The following is a 15,736-nucleotide window of genomic DNA, read 5'->3' as shown; positions in this document are numbered from 1 at the left end:
TGAAGCATCAAACACCCATTCAGGCGCTCAAGGCTTGGCGTGAAAAAAAGCCCGAGTTGTTCGTCAAAAAGGTCTATGAACACACGGGACTTGACAAGTAGCTCCCGTACGATCGACCGGCATATTGGTTCCTTCGCGACAAATCAATACAAAGCACGGTACCAAGACTCTGCGCCATGTCTGTGAAGCGTACGAAGCGCTGCATGAACACACGAAGCAGGGTGCCCACCGCCCACCGGGGCCTGCCTCGGTGGGAATCATGGTCTTTGTGGCATTCCTGACGTTCGCTGTCGTGCCTCTCATTCCTCGTTGGAATCATGCCCTCGTGTTCCGGATCACACCTCGTTGGACAAGACTAAATGTTGACGTGTCCAGAGCGTCCTAGCGAGCACGGTCTGACATCGACGACGCGCTCACCGATGAGGCGCTGAACGTTGCGCTTCGTTAAAGGAATTCTTGTCGCCGAACTCCCGCGAACTGCGGCCACTTGAACGAAAAATGTTGACACCGCCCGGGGATTTGGAGATAGTGCGCCCGCGGAGTGTTGTCAGATGGTGCGTTGCGAGCATCGGTTTACATAATACACATTGTCGCGCATGTTAATTGAACCGGACCTGCTTCGGGGCCGAGGCGGCTCTGAGCGTCTGCGCCATCGCTCGAGTGGTGGCGTCCGACGCGAGGTCCTTCCGCTATCGACGAACAACATCGACGCATTGTTGGCCCGTTCCCAACACGCTATTGCGTGCCGTTTTGCGAGGCGTTCCGGACCTCGACCGTCAGCATCGCCAGTCTGCGGACCCCTACGCCCGCCGCCAGACGCTGTACGAACACCAGGCTGAAATCCCGTCCACGATCAGCCTGAAATGCCGTCCACGATGGGCTGAAATACGCACTGCAAAGGTCAACGCTTGAGATTGTTTCGGCCTCCCGTCCTCGGCAAAGGGGCGGATGCGACTTCGGCGACGGGCAAACAGTTCTATCCGATCAATTTATACATAAATTTGGCAAGTTATGTATAAGCGATAAACAACCAAAACTTACTATAAAATGCCTCCCATGGACTCCATTCGCAATCCCTTTTCACCAGGCGCCGGCACTCCTCCTCCCGAGCTGGCCGGCCGCGACGCCCTGCGCGAGGTATTGCACGTCGCCCTGGAACGTGCCCGACTCGGGCGTCACGCGAAGAGCGCCATGCTCGTCGGCCTGCGCGGCGTGGGCAAAACGGTGCTGCTCGACAGGGTGCGCGCCGATGCGGAAGCCGCGGGCATCCACACCTTGCGCATCGAAGCGCCGGAAGGCCGGTCCTTGCCTGCCATCCTGGCGCCCCAGCTACGCCAAGCGCTCCTGCGGCTGAGCAACATCAAGTCGGCCAAGGACTACGCCGTTCGAGGCCTGCGCGCGTTAGCCGGATTCGCCAGCAAGCTCAACATCAAGTACCAAGACATCTCGGTGGGCTTCGACTACCAGCCCGAGCCCGGCCTCGCCGACAACGGCGACCTCGAGCACGACCTGCAGGCGCTCTTCGAGCAGGTCGGCCTGGCCGCGAAGGCCGCCGGCACCGCCGTAGCCATCTTCATCGACGAGCTGCAGTACGTCGAAGAGGAGCAGCTGGCTGCCCTGATCACGGCTATGCACCGCATCGAGCAGAAGCAACTGCCGGTGGTGCTGGTGGGAGCCGGCTTGCCCCAGCTGCGCGGGCGCATGGGCAATGCCAAGTCCTACGCCGAGCGGCTATTCAACTTCCCCGTGATCGGTCCGCTGTCCGGGCCGGACGCGGAACGCGCGATCCGCGTCCCGCTGCGCAACGAGAAGGTCGAGATAGACGGCCGGGCACTGACGCGCCTCATCGACCTCACGCACGGCTACGCCTACTTCCTTCAGCAGTGGGGCTACCACACGTGGGAGCAAGGGGCATTGTCACCACTCACCATTGATGACGTGGAGCGTGCCTCGGGGAGCGCCGTGGCCGCCCTGGACGAGAGTTTTTTCCGAGTTCGCTTCGACCGCCTGACGCCAAAGGAGAAGCGCTATCTGCGTGCCATGGCCGAGCTCGGCGCCGGTCCTCACCGCTCGGGCGACATCGCGCAGTGCTATCCGGCCAAAGTGACGTCGCTGGCACCCACTCGAAGCTCACTCATCGCCAAGGGCATGGTGTGGAGCCCGAACCACGGCGACACCGCCTTCACGGTCCCTATGTTCGACGAGTTCATGAAACGGATCATGCCTAGCGACGACTGGCGTAGTGCGTAGGCGCAGCAACCAGACGGCGCAACCGGGCATGACGCGAGTCGGCACGACAGGCTCTGGAAGTATCTGTACGGAGCAGTCGACAAGCTCGGCCATACGTTGGACTTCCCGCTCACGGCCAAGCGTGACGTCGCCGCGGCTCGGCGCTTCTTCAAGCGCGCGATCGATCAGCGCGACGTTCCCGAGAAAGTGACCGTCGACAAGAGCGGCGCCAACCCCGCGGTCGTGAGCGATCTGGTCGGCGACAGCGGCTTGACCATCGACTTGAAGCACGCCGGTAGTCGGGCTGGAAGATTCACCTCGCCGAGATCGCCTCGTCCATGAGACTTGGTCCCACGTCCTTCTCTCCGCGACCAAACCTAAACCTCTCGCGATGGAAACCAGGACTTTCTCTCGACGAGCCGAATCTCCACGGGCAGACCGGAGTTCTCGAATTGTTCCGCTACCTTCGTCATCTGATCCATGCCCCGGTCAGGGTGGCGGGAGTAGCGCCCTGACTTGTTGGTGATGTAAAAGTGCTTGCGACTCTCGTCCCAGTGCAACTCGCCGGAAACGCGCGCCTGCTTGCCCCAGACCCATTCTCCCGACCCCGGATCCTTGTCCCCCGCGACGAGCGCAGGATGTCCCAGCCGCTGCTCCTTGCCGGTTTCGGGATCAGGATCGGGCAGCAAGGTATGCGGTCCCAGGATGAGCGACGCCCCCATGCCAACTGACCATAACATGGGCGTTCCCGCCTTGATTTCCTCCAGATCGACCATGCTCTTGAGATCGCGGTTCTGGGGGTTGCCCGCCGGCACGACGACCCTGTCGGGATGCAGCCCTTCTTCCCAGGCGTGGATCCGTGGCTTCCCGTTCTTGACACGGGCTCCCTGCAAGGTGCCCCACTCACGGTCCAATTGCTCGGCCCGGTCCTTGCCGACCAATTCCGTGAACGGCAAGGTCGGTGCTGTTGGTTCTCGACGCAGGTGGCCAGCAGACAATGAGCGCGTCAGCGTGCGGTGTCCGGCCAACGGATGAGCCTCCGAGACTTCCGGATCGCCGTCTCCCCTGTGACGTTTGGGAGCCGGCTCGTCAACGGAATCCCAGGCCCAGTGGCCGGTCATTGCTTCCGCGGCTGCGAGCGCTGCACCCGACGATGCTGCCCGAGCAGGCTGCGCCGCCCCGCCCGGCACCACGACCTCGCCCGCGCCGGAGTACTTTGGGGCGAGGCTGGGCAGAACGAGTTTCGCAGGCACCTTGCGGCTCCTGTATTTCGCCACCGTCTCGGCTTCCACCTCGAAACCCCACCGGGAGAATATGTCGGCCACCGTTTGGAGCCCTGCTTCTGGGCGGTCCTCGTATCGGGAATAGCGTCCCGACCGGTTCGACGCTACGAATTTCCCGGTTGCATGGTTGTAGTGCAATTCGCCCGACATCCGCGCCGGCCCGCCTCCCACGAGCGTGGGATGCCCAAGATACTTCTGTTCGCCAGTCTTTGGGTCATTGCCGGCAGGCAATTTCTCTCCGATAAATAGTCGTCCCAGTGCACTGACGGCCCACATGTATTTCTTTTCACCGCTCTTGATTCCGTCAAGATCGAGGTGCCCGCCGAGATTTTGGGGGGACAAATCAGAATTGCCGGTTGCCGAACCTGCAACGATGAGACGCAAGGGATGCATCAATGGTTTGCCATTCGACGTCCCGCCTTCCCTCTCCCAATCCTTGATGCCGTCCGTTGCCAGGTTCAGTGGCGGCTGCAGACTGCCAAAGTCAGCGTCGAGCTCACCGACGCGTTGGCGCCCGATGATGTCGTGCAGGGCTGGCGCAGGAGCCGAATTCGGCAATCCTTCCGAATGGCTCCTGCTGCGCCGATGCCGCGCACCATCGTCCGGCGAGCGTCGCCGGGAGGAAGAGACATCGGCAAGAGCTTGCAACGCTACACCGCCCGCTTGGCTCTGCAGCGTCACTAACACCAACGGCGCCGTTGTTACCTGCTCTTGCGGCAGCGTGTTTTGCTGCGAAGCAGTCGGATGATTGATTTTCATGGGTCTCGTGGACGGTGGGTAGCACGGATGTGCGACGCCTCGACCGAGGCATGTACAGCGGCAAAGGCCGGGCTTGAGTTCACCAAGTGAACGACCCCTACCTGTACGCCGACGGCACCTTCAGGCTCACTTGCACATGTTCTTCCAACGTGTACCCACCTCCAGCCCCGCTTCTTTGAACAACTGCGCGACGTTGTCAAGGTGCCCGGGGGTGAGGTCGGAGCGCTCGCTGAAGCGGCCGGAGTCGTTGTCGATGACGACCTGTGCAGCTTCGAGGTCATAGTGCAGCACGCCGCCAAAGCGAGCCTCGGGGATCACTCGGCCACCGACCAAGGTCGTGTGGCCCTGCTTCGAACGTTTTCCGTTGGCAGGGTCGATTGGCTTGGTCTCGCCGATGAAAAGCGTACCGTTGGCCGAGAGCGTCCACTTGTAGGCGACCTCGCCCCGCTTCAGCGCCTGCAGATCGATGTGATCGACCAAGCTACCTTCAAGTGGACCCTCGCTTTTCTGACTCATTATCTTGACGGCTGACGCTTGGCCGTTCCCCTGCGCGACCTTCGTTGTCCAAATCCGCGTGGGGTTTATGCGAGTGCGTCGATGCTCTTCCGGCAGCGTCATGTCATCGGGCTCGAACTCGGTCTTCTGGCTCGCAACTCGCCCCAGTTTGGCACGTGCCGTACGGACCGGGCCGAAACGTTCCGTCAGTTTCGAATCGAGTGCCGGCGGAATGCCCCTGCCGTCGGAGTCAGGCGCAAGCCTTGGGGGGCAGGATCGGGCCCTCATGGACCATGTTGACGTTTGCTCCTCCCTTCGCGAGAGGCGGCCATGCGTCGGCTCGATTGTGTCGGCCTCTCGCTCGACCCCAGGGCCCACGGCATCTGTAGGGGTTGATGGAGCAGAGTACGAGCTGGATCTGTTGACGTTTTGGGGGCGCATAGATAGTTGCAGTAGCTGGGTTTCGACAAACGGACATGTTGTCCGAAAAACAAGCTGGGATCCGTGGAAGCACGAAGCGGCGTACTCAAGAACGAAATAGTGTCACGAGGTCCTGTTGCAGCCGCCTGGTTGACCTTCTCCCGAGCCGGCTTGGCCATGCGCAGCGGTAATTGCGCTCAGGCGCGCAAAAGGTCCGATCGCCGCACTCAACGGACGCCTGTCTGTTGTCCGGCCGTGCCGGCCTCGACGCTCCCTGAGGCCTCGATCACGTTCGGGTGGCCGGCTGGATGCCGCCGCGTCTCGAAGGCGTTGTGGATCGCCAGGCCCGTGGCGGCGCCGACCAGCTGCGCGAGGACAAAGCCCGGTGCGCTGGCGGGTGCGATGCCGGCGAAGCTGTCGCTGAACATGCGGCCGAACGCGGCGGCGGGATTCGCGAACGAGGTTGACGCGGTGAACCAGTAGGCTGCGCCGATGTAGCTGGCCACCATCGCAGCCGCGCGGCCGGCTGGGGCGCGCAGGATCACGAGCAGCAGGCCGGCGGTGGCCACCGCCTCGGCGATCCATTGGCCGGTGCCCGTGCGCATCTTGGTCGAGAACTGCAGGATGGGCAGGTCGAACATCGCGTGGGCGAGCCAGGCGCCGAGCATGGCGCCCAAGAGCTGGGCCGCGATGTATGGCAGCAGCGCGGCCTTGGGCAACTCATCGCGCCAGGCCATGACGGCACTGACGGCCGGGTTGAAGTGGGCGCCGCTGATCGGGCCGAACACCTCGATCAGGATGTACAGGCCGCCGACCGTGGCCAAGGTGTTGGCCAACAGCGCGACCGCGACGTTACCGCCGGCCAGACGCTCGGCCATGATGCCCGAGCCGATCACGATGGCCAGCAGCAGCGCCGTGCCCAGCGCCTCGCCGGCAAGTTTGCGTGGCAGGTCCATGTCAGTTCTTGGAGATATCGACCAGAGCCTGCTGCACTTCGGTCTGGCTCATCGTGTCGAGCGGCAGTTGCAGCAGCTGCAGCATGCGGTAGCCGATGGCCTGGCGCGTGAGTTCGAATGCGCGGCGTTTGCCTTCATCGCCACCCTCGGCGTTCGATGGGTCGGGGTAGCCCCAATGCACCTTGACCGGCTGGCCGCCCGTGCCGCCGAAGAACACCGGGCACTGCTCAGCCGCCGCGCTGTCGCAGACCGTGATCACGATGGACAGTGGCGGCGCGCCATCGCTGCTGAACTCATCCCAGCTCTTGCTGCGATAGCCCGTGGTATCGACACCGGCGGCCTGCAGCGCTTCGATCGCGAACGGGTTGATCCGGCCGCTGGGCGCGCTGCCAGCGCTGTGCGCCTTCACGTCCTTGCCGAGCTTGCTGGACCAGTGGTTGAGCATGCCTTCGCTGAGCACGCTGCGCGCGGAGTTGTGGGTACAAAGGATGAGAACGTGGGTGGTCATGGAAGCGAAGGAAAACAAGAGGGAGCGGGATTCAGTTGCCCGTGCGGATGAAGAGCACGTTGTAGATTTTGTCGTCCACGACAGCCTCAGCAGCAAGAAGAAGATGGCTTGGCCGCTGTCACGGCAATGCCGATCGGCTTGCCGCGCGGCGTTGGGGCGCAGCATGCGGACGATGAAGCCGGTTCGTTCGTGGCCTCGCGCTCGCTGAACACGGGAATGTTCGCCAGAGTGTGGAAGTGCTCCCAGGCAATGCCCTGGGGGTCAGTGACCCAGTGTTTCTCGCTCTGCGCGTAGCAGCAGCTGGTGGCGCCTTCATCGAACAAGGCCATGTCGGCTGCCTCGGCCCGGGCTTTCAGCTCAGCCAGTTCCTGCGCATCGTCTGTCTGGAAGCCCAGGTGGTCAACGCCCGGCTTGGCGCCGCGCGTCGAGATCGCGAAGTTGAGGCGCGGATCGTCGAGCATCCACTTGGCATAGTCGCCCTCTTCGCGAGTCGGAGCGGCGGCGAACAGCGTGGAATAGAAGGCGACGCTCTTGGCAAGGTCGTCGACGTGAACATGGACGTGGAAGCGCTTCATTGGGGTTTCCTTTTTCAGCAGGGGCAGGAAGAGGTGGCGGTCTCGACGAGGCAGGCCTCGCCCTGACAGCAGTTCTCGGTGAGGTAGCTCAGCAGCGCGTTCATGTGCTCGAACGACGCGCGGTAAACCAGATTGCGGCCTTGGCGCTCCTGCGTCACCAGACCGGCATTCATCAGTTCCTTGAGGTGAAACGACAGCGTGGCCGCCGGGATGCCGGAGCCTTCGGCCATGACGCCGGGCGTCATCCCGCGCGAGCCGGCCACGACGAGGGCACGGAAGACCTGCAGCCGGTGGCTTTGGGCCAGCGCGGCGAGCGATCTCACAATGTCTTTCTCTTCCATTATTCCATCATAATCGAATCATGGGTGGTTGGCCCCCGCGCTCAGCCTGACGAGCAGGCGACCGCATCCCAGCCCAGATGATGGGTGGAACTGATCGCGGCGTGCCGCGCATCGTCTTCTGCATGCAGGTAGATGCTGGTCGTGGAAGCTCTACCAGTACGTGCTAAGCACCATGAGCACGCCGTCGGAGGCCTTGGCCAAGTTCTGGGACAAGCTGCGCAGCACGGCGCGCGTCGAAATCCTTCGCCATCTCCACCAATGCGGCCTCGTTCAGGCTCATACCACGTTGGAAAGGGCTGAAAGTACGCGCAGGTGTGCTTTCCTGTACTATGGGTCGGCTGATATGCACAAGACCGTCCGCTCGTAGGTCTTTCTTCCCGTACCGGCGTTCTGCCGGCGGTCGAGTCGAATCCCCTCTTGAAGATCTTCTTGGCGTCTCTTCGCTGGGCGCGCTGCTGCGCCCCCTTCAACTTTCAAAGGAAATCGACATGACGACTCAAACCGGTACCGTGAAATGGTTCAGCCAAGACAAGGGCTTCGGCTTCATCGCACCTGACAACGGCGGCAAGGATCTTTTTGCCCACTTCAAGGAGATTCAGATTGGCAGCGGGTTCAAGACGCTGAATGAAAATCAGCGCGTGCAGTTCGAGGTGACCCAAGGGCAAAAGGGCCCGCAGGCGTCGAACATTCGCGACCTGGGCTGACCCCCGCGAGACTTGCAGGATGTCGGGCAGACCTGGCGTCCCCCGTGAAGAGCGCGGCCCAGCCGCGCTTTTTTCTTATCTGCCGAAGGGCGCGCCATGAAGAACCTGCAAGAAGCCACCGAACGCATCTGTGAACTGAAGGGCAGCCAGATTGCCATGGACGCATTCGTCCCGGCCGTCGTCGATGCGCTGTCGAAGCCAACCCGCGCGAGATTGTTGGAATCGTTCGACGCATACGCCGAAGCGGCGCGCACCGTGTTGTTGCATACCGACGTCTCGGATGTGGTCCTGACGACATTCGAGCGCGATGTTGCGCGCAACCGTGCCCTCGTTCAGCACGTCGAAGTCCCCCGGCGTTCCGCAGCATCCGTCCCGCCGGTCGATGCGCTCTTGCTCAGCACGACGCACGTCCTCACCTTCGCAGGGGAACGAGTGCTGACAAGCGCGAGCGGCTTCTTCTTTCGCCGCGGCGAGAAGCTCTTCCTGGTGAGCAACCGGCACGTCTTTGCAGATGCCGCCACGTCGCATTTTCCCGACCGCGTAGAGATCGGACTGCACACCAACCCCAAGGATCTGACGCAGCACACGGTGGCGTCCCTGCCGCTGTACCGTGATGGCTTCAACCTGTGGCGTGAAGCCACCGATACCGGCGGAAAGGTCGACGTGGCCGCCATCGAAATCCCTGCGTCCGACCTGCCGGCCGACGCCGTGCTGCATGCTTTCGACGAATCACATCTGGAAGTTCGCGCAGAGGAAATCACGATAGGCGACGCGTTGACCATTGCCGGCTTCCCGATGGACTTTCACGACACGGTTCACCATCTCGCGGTCGCCCGCAGTGCGTCCATTGCCTCGGCCTACGGCGTGCGCTTCCAGCGCCAGGGCTGCTTTCTGACGGACGCGCGAACGCACCGTGGCAGCAGCGGATCTCCGGTGGTCCGGCGGCGTGTCGGCGGGAGCTGGCCGACATCGTCGGTGTCCTGGCAATTGCTGGGTGTGCATTCGACTCGAATGGACATGCGCACACGCGACCAGTCCGAGGACGAAGCACTGGGGCTGAACTGCGCCTGGTACGCCGACGTACTGCTGACGTTGACCGCCGACGGCTGAGAGGCTGAGAGGCTGAGAGGCTGAGAGGCTGAGAGGCTGAGAGGCTGAGAGCCATCAAACCCCTCCAAGGAACATCCATGCGCCGCAACCGCATAGCGAAACATCACGCCGAACCCTCTGCACCGGAACGTCCTCTTTCAAGTGCCGAGCAAGCGGAACTCCAGCGCCAAGGCGCGAAAGCCGCAGCCCGGGGCGAGCCTTCGCACACCAACCCTCTTAGCCAGCCGCGCAACCGACCAGCGGCCACGGGTGAGTCGACAGACAAATGGCTGCAGCGCAGCGACGCTTGGGAGCGAGGCCATGAGGTTCAATCCTCGGACAAGCAGGACACCGAGCAAAGCTCCCCGCAAATGGATGACGACGCACCAGACTGAATCGAGGGAGGGTTCGCAGCCGTTCGCTGCCGTGTACACCCTTGGTTTATATGTCAAACAGCTGAGTTACCACCCAGGAGAACCAAACCTCGAGTTCCACCTCTCAGGTGAAACGTGAACGACATTCAAGCAAGGTCCGTGCATCATCCGTTCCAGGGTCATGTAGCGGCGCAACGCGCAACCGCAACCCGGAGTGCCCATCGTCCGTTCGCAAGGCTCTACGGAGGATCGATTGACCGGTCGCCTCACAACCACTCAGTTGCTCACGATTCCGGCGCAAGAGCCCAGTTCGAAAGAGCGTGGCGGGAGTCCTTGGCTGGGCCGCCATAGCGCCCCGTCCGCGACGTTCGAAACCTATCAGGAACTCGAGCGGCGGATGACACCTTGGGGACCAACGCCTGCCGCTGCCATCGCGCCGACCACGGCAGTCGGCGCGTTCACCGACTGGTGGGTCCATTTGCTCGGGTCTCCTGCCAAGCAGTGGGAGCTCGTGCAGTACGGCGCCGAGCAATTCATCCGACTGTGGCGAGGTGCGACTCAACCCAACAGTGCCGTGCGACCGCTGCCACAGGACAAGCGCTTCGACGATCCCGCGTGGGGCTTGCCGCCCTACCACTGGATCGAGCAAGCCTTCTTGCTGCGCCAGCAATGGTGGGAACGCGCGACCACTGGCGTTCCGGGCGTGACTCGGCATCACGAACAGATGGTGAGTTTCGCGGCACGGCAGTGGCTCGACATGGTGGCACCGTCGAATTTCATTGCCACCAATCCGGTCGTGCAGCAGCGGACACTGAAGGAAGGCGGCATGAACTTGCTGCGTGGCCTGGTCCACGTCGCGCAAGATGCATGGCGCGAAGCGGCCGACCAGCCCCCGGCAGGCGCCGAGCGCTTCGAGGTGGGCCGCAACATCGCCATCACGCCCGGACGAGTCGTGCTGCGCAATCGCTTGATGGAACTGATCCAGTACGAACCGACGACACCCAAGGTGCGTGCCGAACCGGTACTTGTGGTGCCCGCCTGGATCATGAAGTACTACGTGCTCGACTTGTCGCCGCACAACTCGCTGGTCAAGCATCTCGTCGACAACGGATTCACGGTCTTCGCAATCTCATGGAAAAACCCCGATTCGGGCGATCGTGACCTCGGCATGGACGCGTACGACCGGCTCGGCGTGCGTGCGGCGCTGGAGGCCATCGGCAAGATCGTGCCAAGCGCGAAAGTCCACGCCGCCGGATACTGCCTCGGCGGCACGTTGCTGTCCATCGTTGCCGCCGCCCTGGGGCGAAGCGGCGACCATCCATTGAAAACCCTGACCCTGTTTGCTGCGCAGACAGACTTCGCCGATCCGGGCGAACTCGCGCTCTTCGTCGACGAGGGCCAAGTGGCTTTCCTCGAAAGCCTAATGTTTCGGCGAGGCTACCTCGACAAGCACCAGATGAAGAACACCTTTCAGCTGCTGCGTTCAAAGGACCTTGTCTGGTCTTACCGCCTCAGCAACCACCTGCTCGGCGAGCGCAAGCCTGCAAGCGACCTGATGGCCTGGAATGCCGACGGCACGCGCCTGCCCTATCGCATGCACATCGAGTACCTGCGCGGGCTCTTCCTGGAAAACGCGCTCGCACGGGGCGAATGGCTGGTCGACGGCGTGCCGGTAAACCTCGACGACATTCGCGTGCCGATTTTCAACGTCGGTGCAGTGCAGGACCACATCGCGCCATGGCGCTCGATTTTCAAGCTGAACGCCTCGACAGATGCGGATCAGACCTTCGTGCTCACGGCGGGAGGCCACAACGTGGGCATCGTCAATCCACCGGGATCTTCCCTGTCGAACTACAGGATCCGTCGCCGGCATTCGGGCGACCGCCTGCTCACTCCGGACGAGTGGCTCGCTTCGACACCCCGGGTCGATGGTTCCTGGTGGACAGCCTGGGTGCAGTGGCTTTCGAGTCATTCGACCCGCCAGGTCCCCCCGCCTCCCCTGGGTGCGCCAAAGGCTGGTCTGCCACCACTGGATGCGGCACCGGGGATCTACGTATATCAACGTTGATGGCGGGGGCGCGACGGGTCGATCCATCGAATGCGAGCACCCGCTGAACCTTGCCGCTGCGACCCTGCGTCATCACTGCGTGGCTGCGACAGTGGATGTGCACGCCGATTGCGCCCTGCCCCTCCAGGAATGCCGAGAGCACTGTTCGCGCACGATGCAGGGCAACGTCGGCGTCATGCCCGCACAGTCCTGTGCGAAGCAGCAAGTCGCAGGGGCTTTCTTGAACGACCTGGAAGTCGAAGAGGCCCGCGTCGTCTTCCAGCACAGTGCACAAGGCCAGTGGAAGCACGCTCACAGCCTGCCCGCCGGGCTGACAGAGCTTCAGTGTGTCGTCGCTACGCCCCTGCACATTGATCACGGGCAACGGCGAGCCGCAGGCGCATGCCGCAGGACGCAGCGTGACGCGATCGCCGAGGTCATAGCGGATCAGCGGCTGCACGTGGTTCGCGAGGTTGGTCAGCAAGCAGGTGGCACCGGTCTCGCCGGCTGGCACTGCGTTTCCGCGATCATCCACCGATTCGAGGATGGCCCAGTCGCTGTTGAGATGCATGCGTCCGCAATGGCACTCAGATGCCAGCGACAAGAATTCCGACGCACCGTAGCTGTTCGTCACCGGGCAACCGAACGCCCGATGGATGAAGTGGCGCATTGCGTTCGACAGGCTTTCGCCTCCGGTCCACACCTCGCGCGGTGCGTGCTTCAGGCGGCCGGCGACATGTTCCTCAGCGAGCAGCACCGCGGCACTCGGATAGGTGGCAATGATGGTGGGAGCCAGCGCCTGCAGTTCAGCCACGATCCGATCGGCGCGCTGCAGAAAGGAAACGCTGTGCAGACTGCGTGCCCGGGCTGGACTCAGGCGCCGCGCGCGCTCCACCGACACGGCACTTGCAAAGTGGCCACCTGTCGCGCCGACGAACACGATGCTTTCGCCCAGGCAAAACGGGTCGAGCAGTTGCATGGGGGACCGCAACATCGGTCGGCGAAGAGCCTCAAGCGCGTCATACACCGCCATCGATGTAGCGTCTTGCACGAAGATTCCGGGCTGACCACTGCTGCCCGAGCTTTCCCATACGACGTAGCGGCCAAGAAACGGCTCGGCGATGTGCGACCGATCGGCCACGAAACGGCGCAATGCGTCAAGCCGAACAACGGGATCGGTGACCCAGTCGTCGAATTGACCCATCAGATCGGCCTTGCGGGTGATCGGAAGGTCCTGCAGACGCCGGCCTGCCGGGTCGCCGATCAATCGACGGTACAGCCGTGACCCGCGTGTCGCCGACACCAGCAGGTTTGACAAACGCCGCTCGCGGCGCAGCCTCAACGACCGGTGACCGCTGTGCGAGGCCAAGGCGACGTCGGCGGCGACGGCTCCCGAAAGCCAGGGATCGAACGAAGGCAGCATTGGCTTATGGTGCACTCCAAAAAAACCATCGTGGGCTCTCAGATGCATCTACCTGTGACCATTCGGCTTACTGCCCTCCCCTGATGAAAGCTGCCAACTGCATCCATCGGGCGTGGCGATCACACGAGCGGGACGGGCCGCGACGGCAGCGGCACGACCGGAGGCGTCCTCCACATGGAATGACGTTCCTCGCTGCGGCGGGACCTCGGACCCAGCGCCGCGACGCCATGCTCATGGGGGAGCCCCTTCACCGGGCTGGGACGTCCGAGCAGGAAGCCCTGCAACTCATCGCAGCCATGTTGCTGCAATGCCGCCATTTGACTCGGCGTTTCCACGCCCCCTGCATTGACGCGGATGTCCAGCGAGTGCGCCAACGAGATGATCGAGCGCACGATCAGGTTGACCTTCGGGTCGCTGCCCAGGTTCTGGGTGAAGGCGCGGGCGATCTTGACTTTGTCGAAAGGGAAGCGCCACAGGTAGGCCAGACTTGAATAGCCCGAGCCGAAGTCATCCATCGCGATGCGAATGCCCATCGCCGACAGCGCATGCAGCGTGTCGAGGATCTGCTCGGTGTTTCGCATCATGAGCGACTCGGTGATTTCCAACTCCAGCCGATCCGCGGCCAAGCCGGAGGCTTTCAAGGCCCCAGCCACCACCACGACCAGATCGCCGTGACGAAACTGCGCCGCCGACAGGTTGACCGCCACGCTGAGCGTGGACGGCCAGCTTGCGGCATCGATGCACGCGCGCTGCAATACCCAACGCCCGAGCACATCGATCAGGCCGGCTTCTTCTGCCAGCGGGATGAACTCGGCCGTTCCCACATTGCCGCGGACGGGGTGCTGCCAGCGCAACAAAGCTTCGTATCCAGTGAGCGTTTTGCCGCCGTTCGCATACAGCGGCTGATAGGCCAACGAGATCTGGTCGCTGCCGATGGCGTCACGCAAATCGTGCGTCAACATGCGCCGTGCCTGAAACTGCTCGTCCATCGTCGCGTCGTAAAAGCTGAAGGGGCTCCGGCCCGCCGATTTGGCCCGGTAAAGCGCGAGGTCGGCCTTGCGCAACAGATCCTCATCCTCAGTAGCGTCCACACCGTGGATCGCGGCACCGACTTTGCCGGCGCAGTGCACGCGGCCGCCAGTCACGTCGTACGGCGTGGCCAGCGCGGTGACGATGCGTTCGGCCAGGGTGGACACATCGGTGGAACTCGACACGCCGGTCTGCAGGATGGCCAACTCACCACCGCCCAGGCGCGCCACATGGTCGCCATGGCGTACGGTCTGGCTCAGCCGGTGGGCGGTCTGGCGCAGCACTTCATCGGCCGCAGCATGGCCCATGGAGTCGGCCACGTCTTTGAAGTCGTCGAGATCGATGCGCAGCAGCGCAAACCCAGGCCCGCCTTCTTTTCGCCGCCACCCTGCGTGTTGCAAGGCCTCGTGAAAGCTGGTGCGGTTCAGTACGCCACTGAGCACATCATGGTGGGCGAGGTAGCTCATGTGGGCCTCGGCCCGGCGCTGCTGACGCTGGCGTCGCCATAGCTGGGCACCGGCAACCGCCATCAGCAACATCAACAACGCCGCCACGCTGCCGGCGACGCGCGCGAAGGCGAGGTCGGCACTGGCAGCACGCTCTACCTGGTCGACATATACCTCGACGACGCCAAGCACCCGACCGTCGCGCAATACTGGGACGTAAGCTTCGCTGTACACCGCTGGCAGATCGGGGCGATTCTGTCGTTTGAGCACGATGTAGCTCGCGCCCCTCAACACCGAAGGAGGCGCAGCATGCGTGGCGAGAGCGGGAGGGGGGGGCGGAAGCTTCAGGCCCTGCTTGCCGTCCAACTCGACTCGATCGAGATCATCGGACCCCAGGATCTGGACTCCCTGGCGGTCAAACAGTTTGAACCGGAACACCTGGGAGGCATGACGCAGGCGCTTCAGTTGCCCAAGCGCCTCAGCGCTCAATCCGCGGCGTTCGAACACCGCTTCGAGGTCAGGCACGGTGGCGCCAGCAAGTTGGGCCCAGTTCCGCGCCGATTGCTCTGTGTCGCGCTGCAACTGCTCTACCGCTGCGTCTCGCATCACCCAGGCGAGAAAGATCAGCGCCACGGTCAGCCCCGCTCCCCAAAGAGCAAAGCCGATCCAATCGCCACGTTTCAAATTCATCTGTTCGAGCTCCCTGCCGTCATGGCAGTGTTTCGCACCGAGTATCGGTGGGTGGAGCGTGCAAATTGCCAAGAGTCTTGTTGACAAGTGGTGACGTGCAACACGTTTTCTCCGTTCTTGAGGGCGCCGTACAGCGCCTGACCGGATTTCGCGTTGACGCAAGAGAACTCAGAGGCATAACTCAGAGGCTGAGAGTTTTTCGAGCGTGTCCGAGCAGCGCGTCAAAAGGCACCTGATCTTGGCGCAAAGCACAGCCATAGCCCGGGCATGGCGAGCATTTGCAACGACGAGCAGGGGTCTTTTGGCGTGATGAGCGGGCATGATCGAAATACTCTCAGCCTCTCAGCCTCTCAGCCTCTCAGCCTCTC

12 protein-coding genes and 2 pseudogenes are annotated in these 15,736 nt (G+C 62.8%); 6 read left to right on the top strand and 8 right to left on the bottom strand.

Annotated elements, in window-relative coordinates; genetic code table 11:
- The first annotated feature begins 1,056 nt into the window (after window positions 1–1,056).
- Together AC30NL_RS22035 and AC30NL_RS22030 are read left to right on the top strand one after the other, a co-directional pair.
- Window positions 1,057–2,250, top strand: a complete 1,194-nt coding sequence (locus AC30NL_RS22035) for an ATP-binding protein (protein WP_489466122.1) — start codon at window positions 1,057–1,059, stop codon at window positions 2,248–2,250.
- Window positions 2,251–2,304: 54 nt separating this feature from the next.
- A pseudogene (locus tag AC30NL_RS22030) lies at window positions 2,305–2,523 on the top strand (DDE-type integrase/transposase/recombinase); the annotation flags it as partial.
- Window positions 2,524–2,606: 83 nt separating this feature from the next.
- On the opposite strand, the gene AC30NL_RS22025 reads toward AC30NL_RS22030, so the two are convergent.
- The 6 genes from AC30NL_RS22025 to AC30NL_RS22000 all read right to left on the bottom strand — a co-directional run bounded on the left by AC30NL_RS22025 (window position 2,607) and on the right by AC30NL_RS22000 (window position 7,566).
- Window positions 2,607–4,271, bottom strand: coding sequence for a hypothetical protein (locus AC30NL_RS22025; RefSeq protein ID WP_489466121.1), 1,665 nt, complete (start codon window positions 4,269–4,271; stop codon window positions 2,607–2,609).
- A gap of 126 nt (window positions 4,272–4,397) precedes the next feature.
- Window positions 4,398–4,751, bottom strand: coding sequence for a hypothetical protein (locus tag AC30NL_RS22020; RefSeq protein ID WP_489466120.1), 354 nt, complete (start codon window positions 4,749–4,751; stop codon window positions 4,398–4,400).
- 662 nt (window positions 4,752–5,413) lie between these two features.
- Entirely contained in the window at window positions 5,414–6,142 is a 729-nt protein-coding gene (locus tag AC30NL_RS22015; protein ID WP_489466119.1) for an aquaporin, read from the bottom strand.
- A gap of 1 nt (window position 6,143) precedes the next feature.
- Window positions 6,144–6,650, bottom strand: coding sequence for an arsenate reductase ArsC (locus AC30NL_RS22010; protein ID WP_489466118.1), 507 nt, complete (start codon window positions 6,648–6,650; stop codon window positions 6,144–6,146).
- A gap of 86 nt (window positions 6,651–6,736) precedes the next feature.
- A complete protein-coding gene (locus AC30NL_RS22005; protein WP_489466117.1) occupies window positions 6,737–7,225 on the bottom strand; it encodes an ArsI/CadI family heavy metal resistance metalloenzyme in 489 nt (162 codons plus the stop codon).
- 14 nt (window positions 7,226–7,239) lie between these two features.
- Entirely contained in the window at window positions 7,240–7,566 is a 327-nt protein-coding gene (locus tag AC30NL_RS22000) for an ArsR/SmtB family transcription factor (protein WP_489466116.1), read from the bottom strand.
- Window positions 7,567–8,054: 488 nt separating this feature from the next.
- On the opposite strand from AC30NL_RS22000, the gene AC30NL_RS21995 reads away from it, so the two are divergent.
- The 4 genes from AC30NL_RS21995 to AC30NL_RS21980 all read left to right on the top strand — a co-directional run bounded on the left by AC30NL_RS21995 (window position 8,055) and on the right by AC30NL_RS21980 (window position 11,801).
- The gene (locus AC30NL_RS21995) at window positions 8,055–8,270 is read left to right on the top strand and encodes a cold-shock protein (protein ID WP_489466115.1); all 216 of its coding nucleotides are present in this window, start codon (window positions 8,055–8,057) and stop codon (window positions 8,268–8,270) included.
- Window positions 8,271–8,366: 96 nt separating this feature from the next.
- The gene (locus tag AC30NL_RS21990; protein WP_489466114.1) at window positions 8,367–9,380 is read left to right on the top strand and encodes a trypsin-like peptidase domain-containing protein; all 1,014 of its coding nucleotides are present in this window, start codon (window positions 8,367–8,369) and stop codon (window positions 9,378–9,380) included.
- A 77-nt stretch (window positions 9,381–9,457) separates the two neighbouring features.
- The gene (locus tag AC30NL_RS21985; RefSeq protein ID WP_489466113.1) at window positions 9,458–9,754 is read left to right on the top strand and encodes a CrpP-related protein; all 297 of its coding nucleotides are present in this window, start codon (window positions 9,458–9,460) and stop codon (window positions 9,752–9,754) included.
- A gap of 376 nt (window positions 9,755–10,130) precedes the next feature.
- A complete protein-coding gene (locus AC30NL_RS21980) occupies window positions 10,131–11,801 on the top strand; it encodes a PHA/PHB synthase family protein (protein WP_489466123.1) in 1,671 nt (556 codons plus the stop codon).
- A 475-nt stretch (window positions 11,802–12,276) separates the two neighbouring features.
- On the opposite strand, the pseudogene AC30NL_RS21975 reads toward AC30NL_RS21980, so the two are convergent.
- Window positions 12,277–12,759, bottom strand: a pseudogene (locus tag AC30NL_RS21975) (AMP-binding protein); the annotation flags it as partial.
- A 563-nt stretch (window positions 12,760–13,322) separates the two neighbouring features.
- Window positions 13,323–15,368 carry a putative bifunctional diguanylate cyclase/phosphodiesterase gene (locus tag AC30NL_RS21970; RefSeq protein WP_489466112.1) on the bottom strand — a complete coding sequence of 682 codons (2,046 nt, stop codon included), beginning with the start codon at window positions 15,366–15,368 and terminating at the stop codon, window positions 13,323–13,325.
- Between the last annotated feature and the right edge of the window lie 368 nt (window positions 15,369–15,736).

It is taken from the genome of Rhizobacter sp. (genome assembly GCA_021153565.1).
Classification (GTDB): Bacteria; Pseudomonadota; Gammaproteobacteria; order Burkholderiales; family Burkholderiaceae_C; genus Albitalea.
This window is presented reverse-complemented; position numbering and strand designations above follow the sequence as displayed.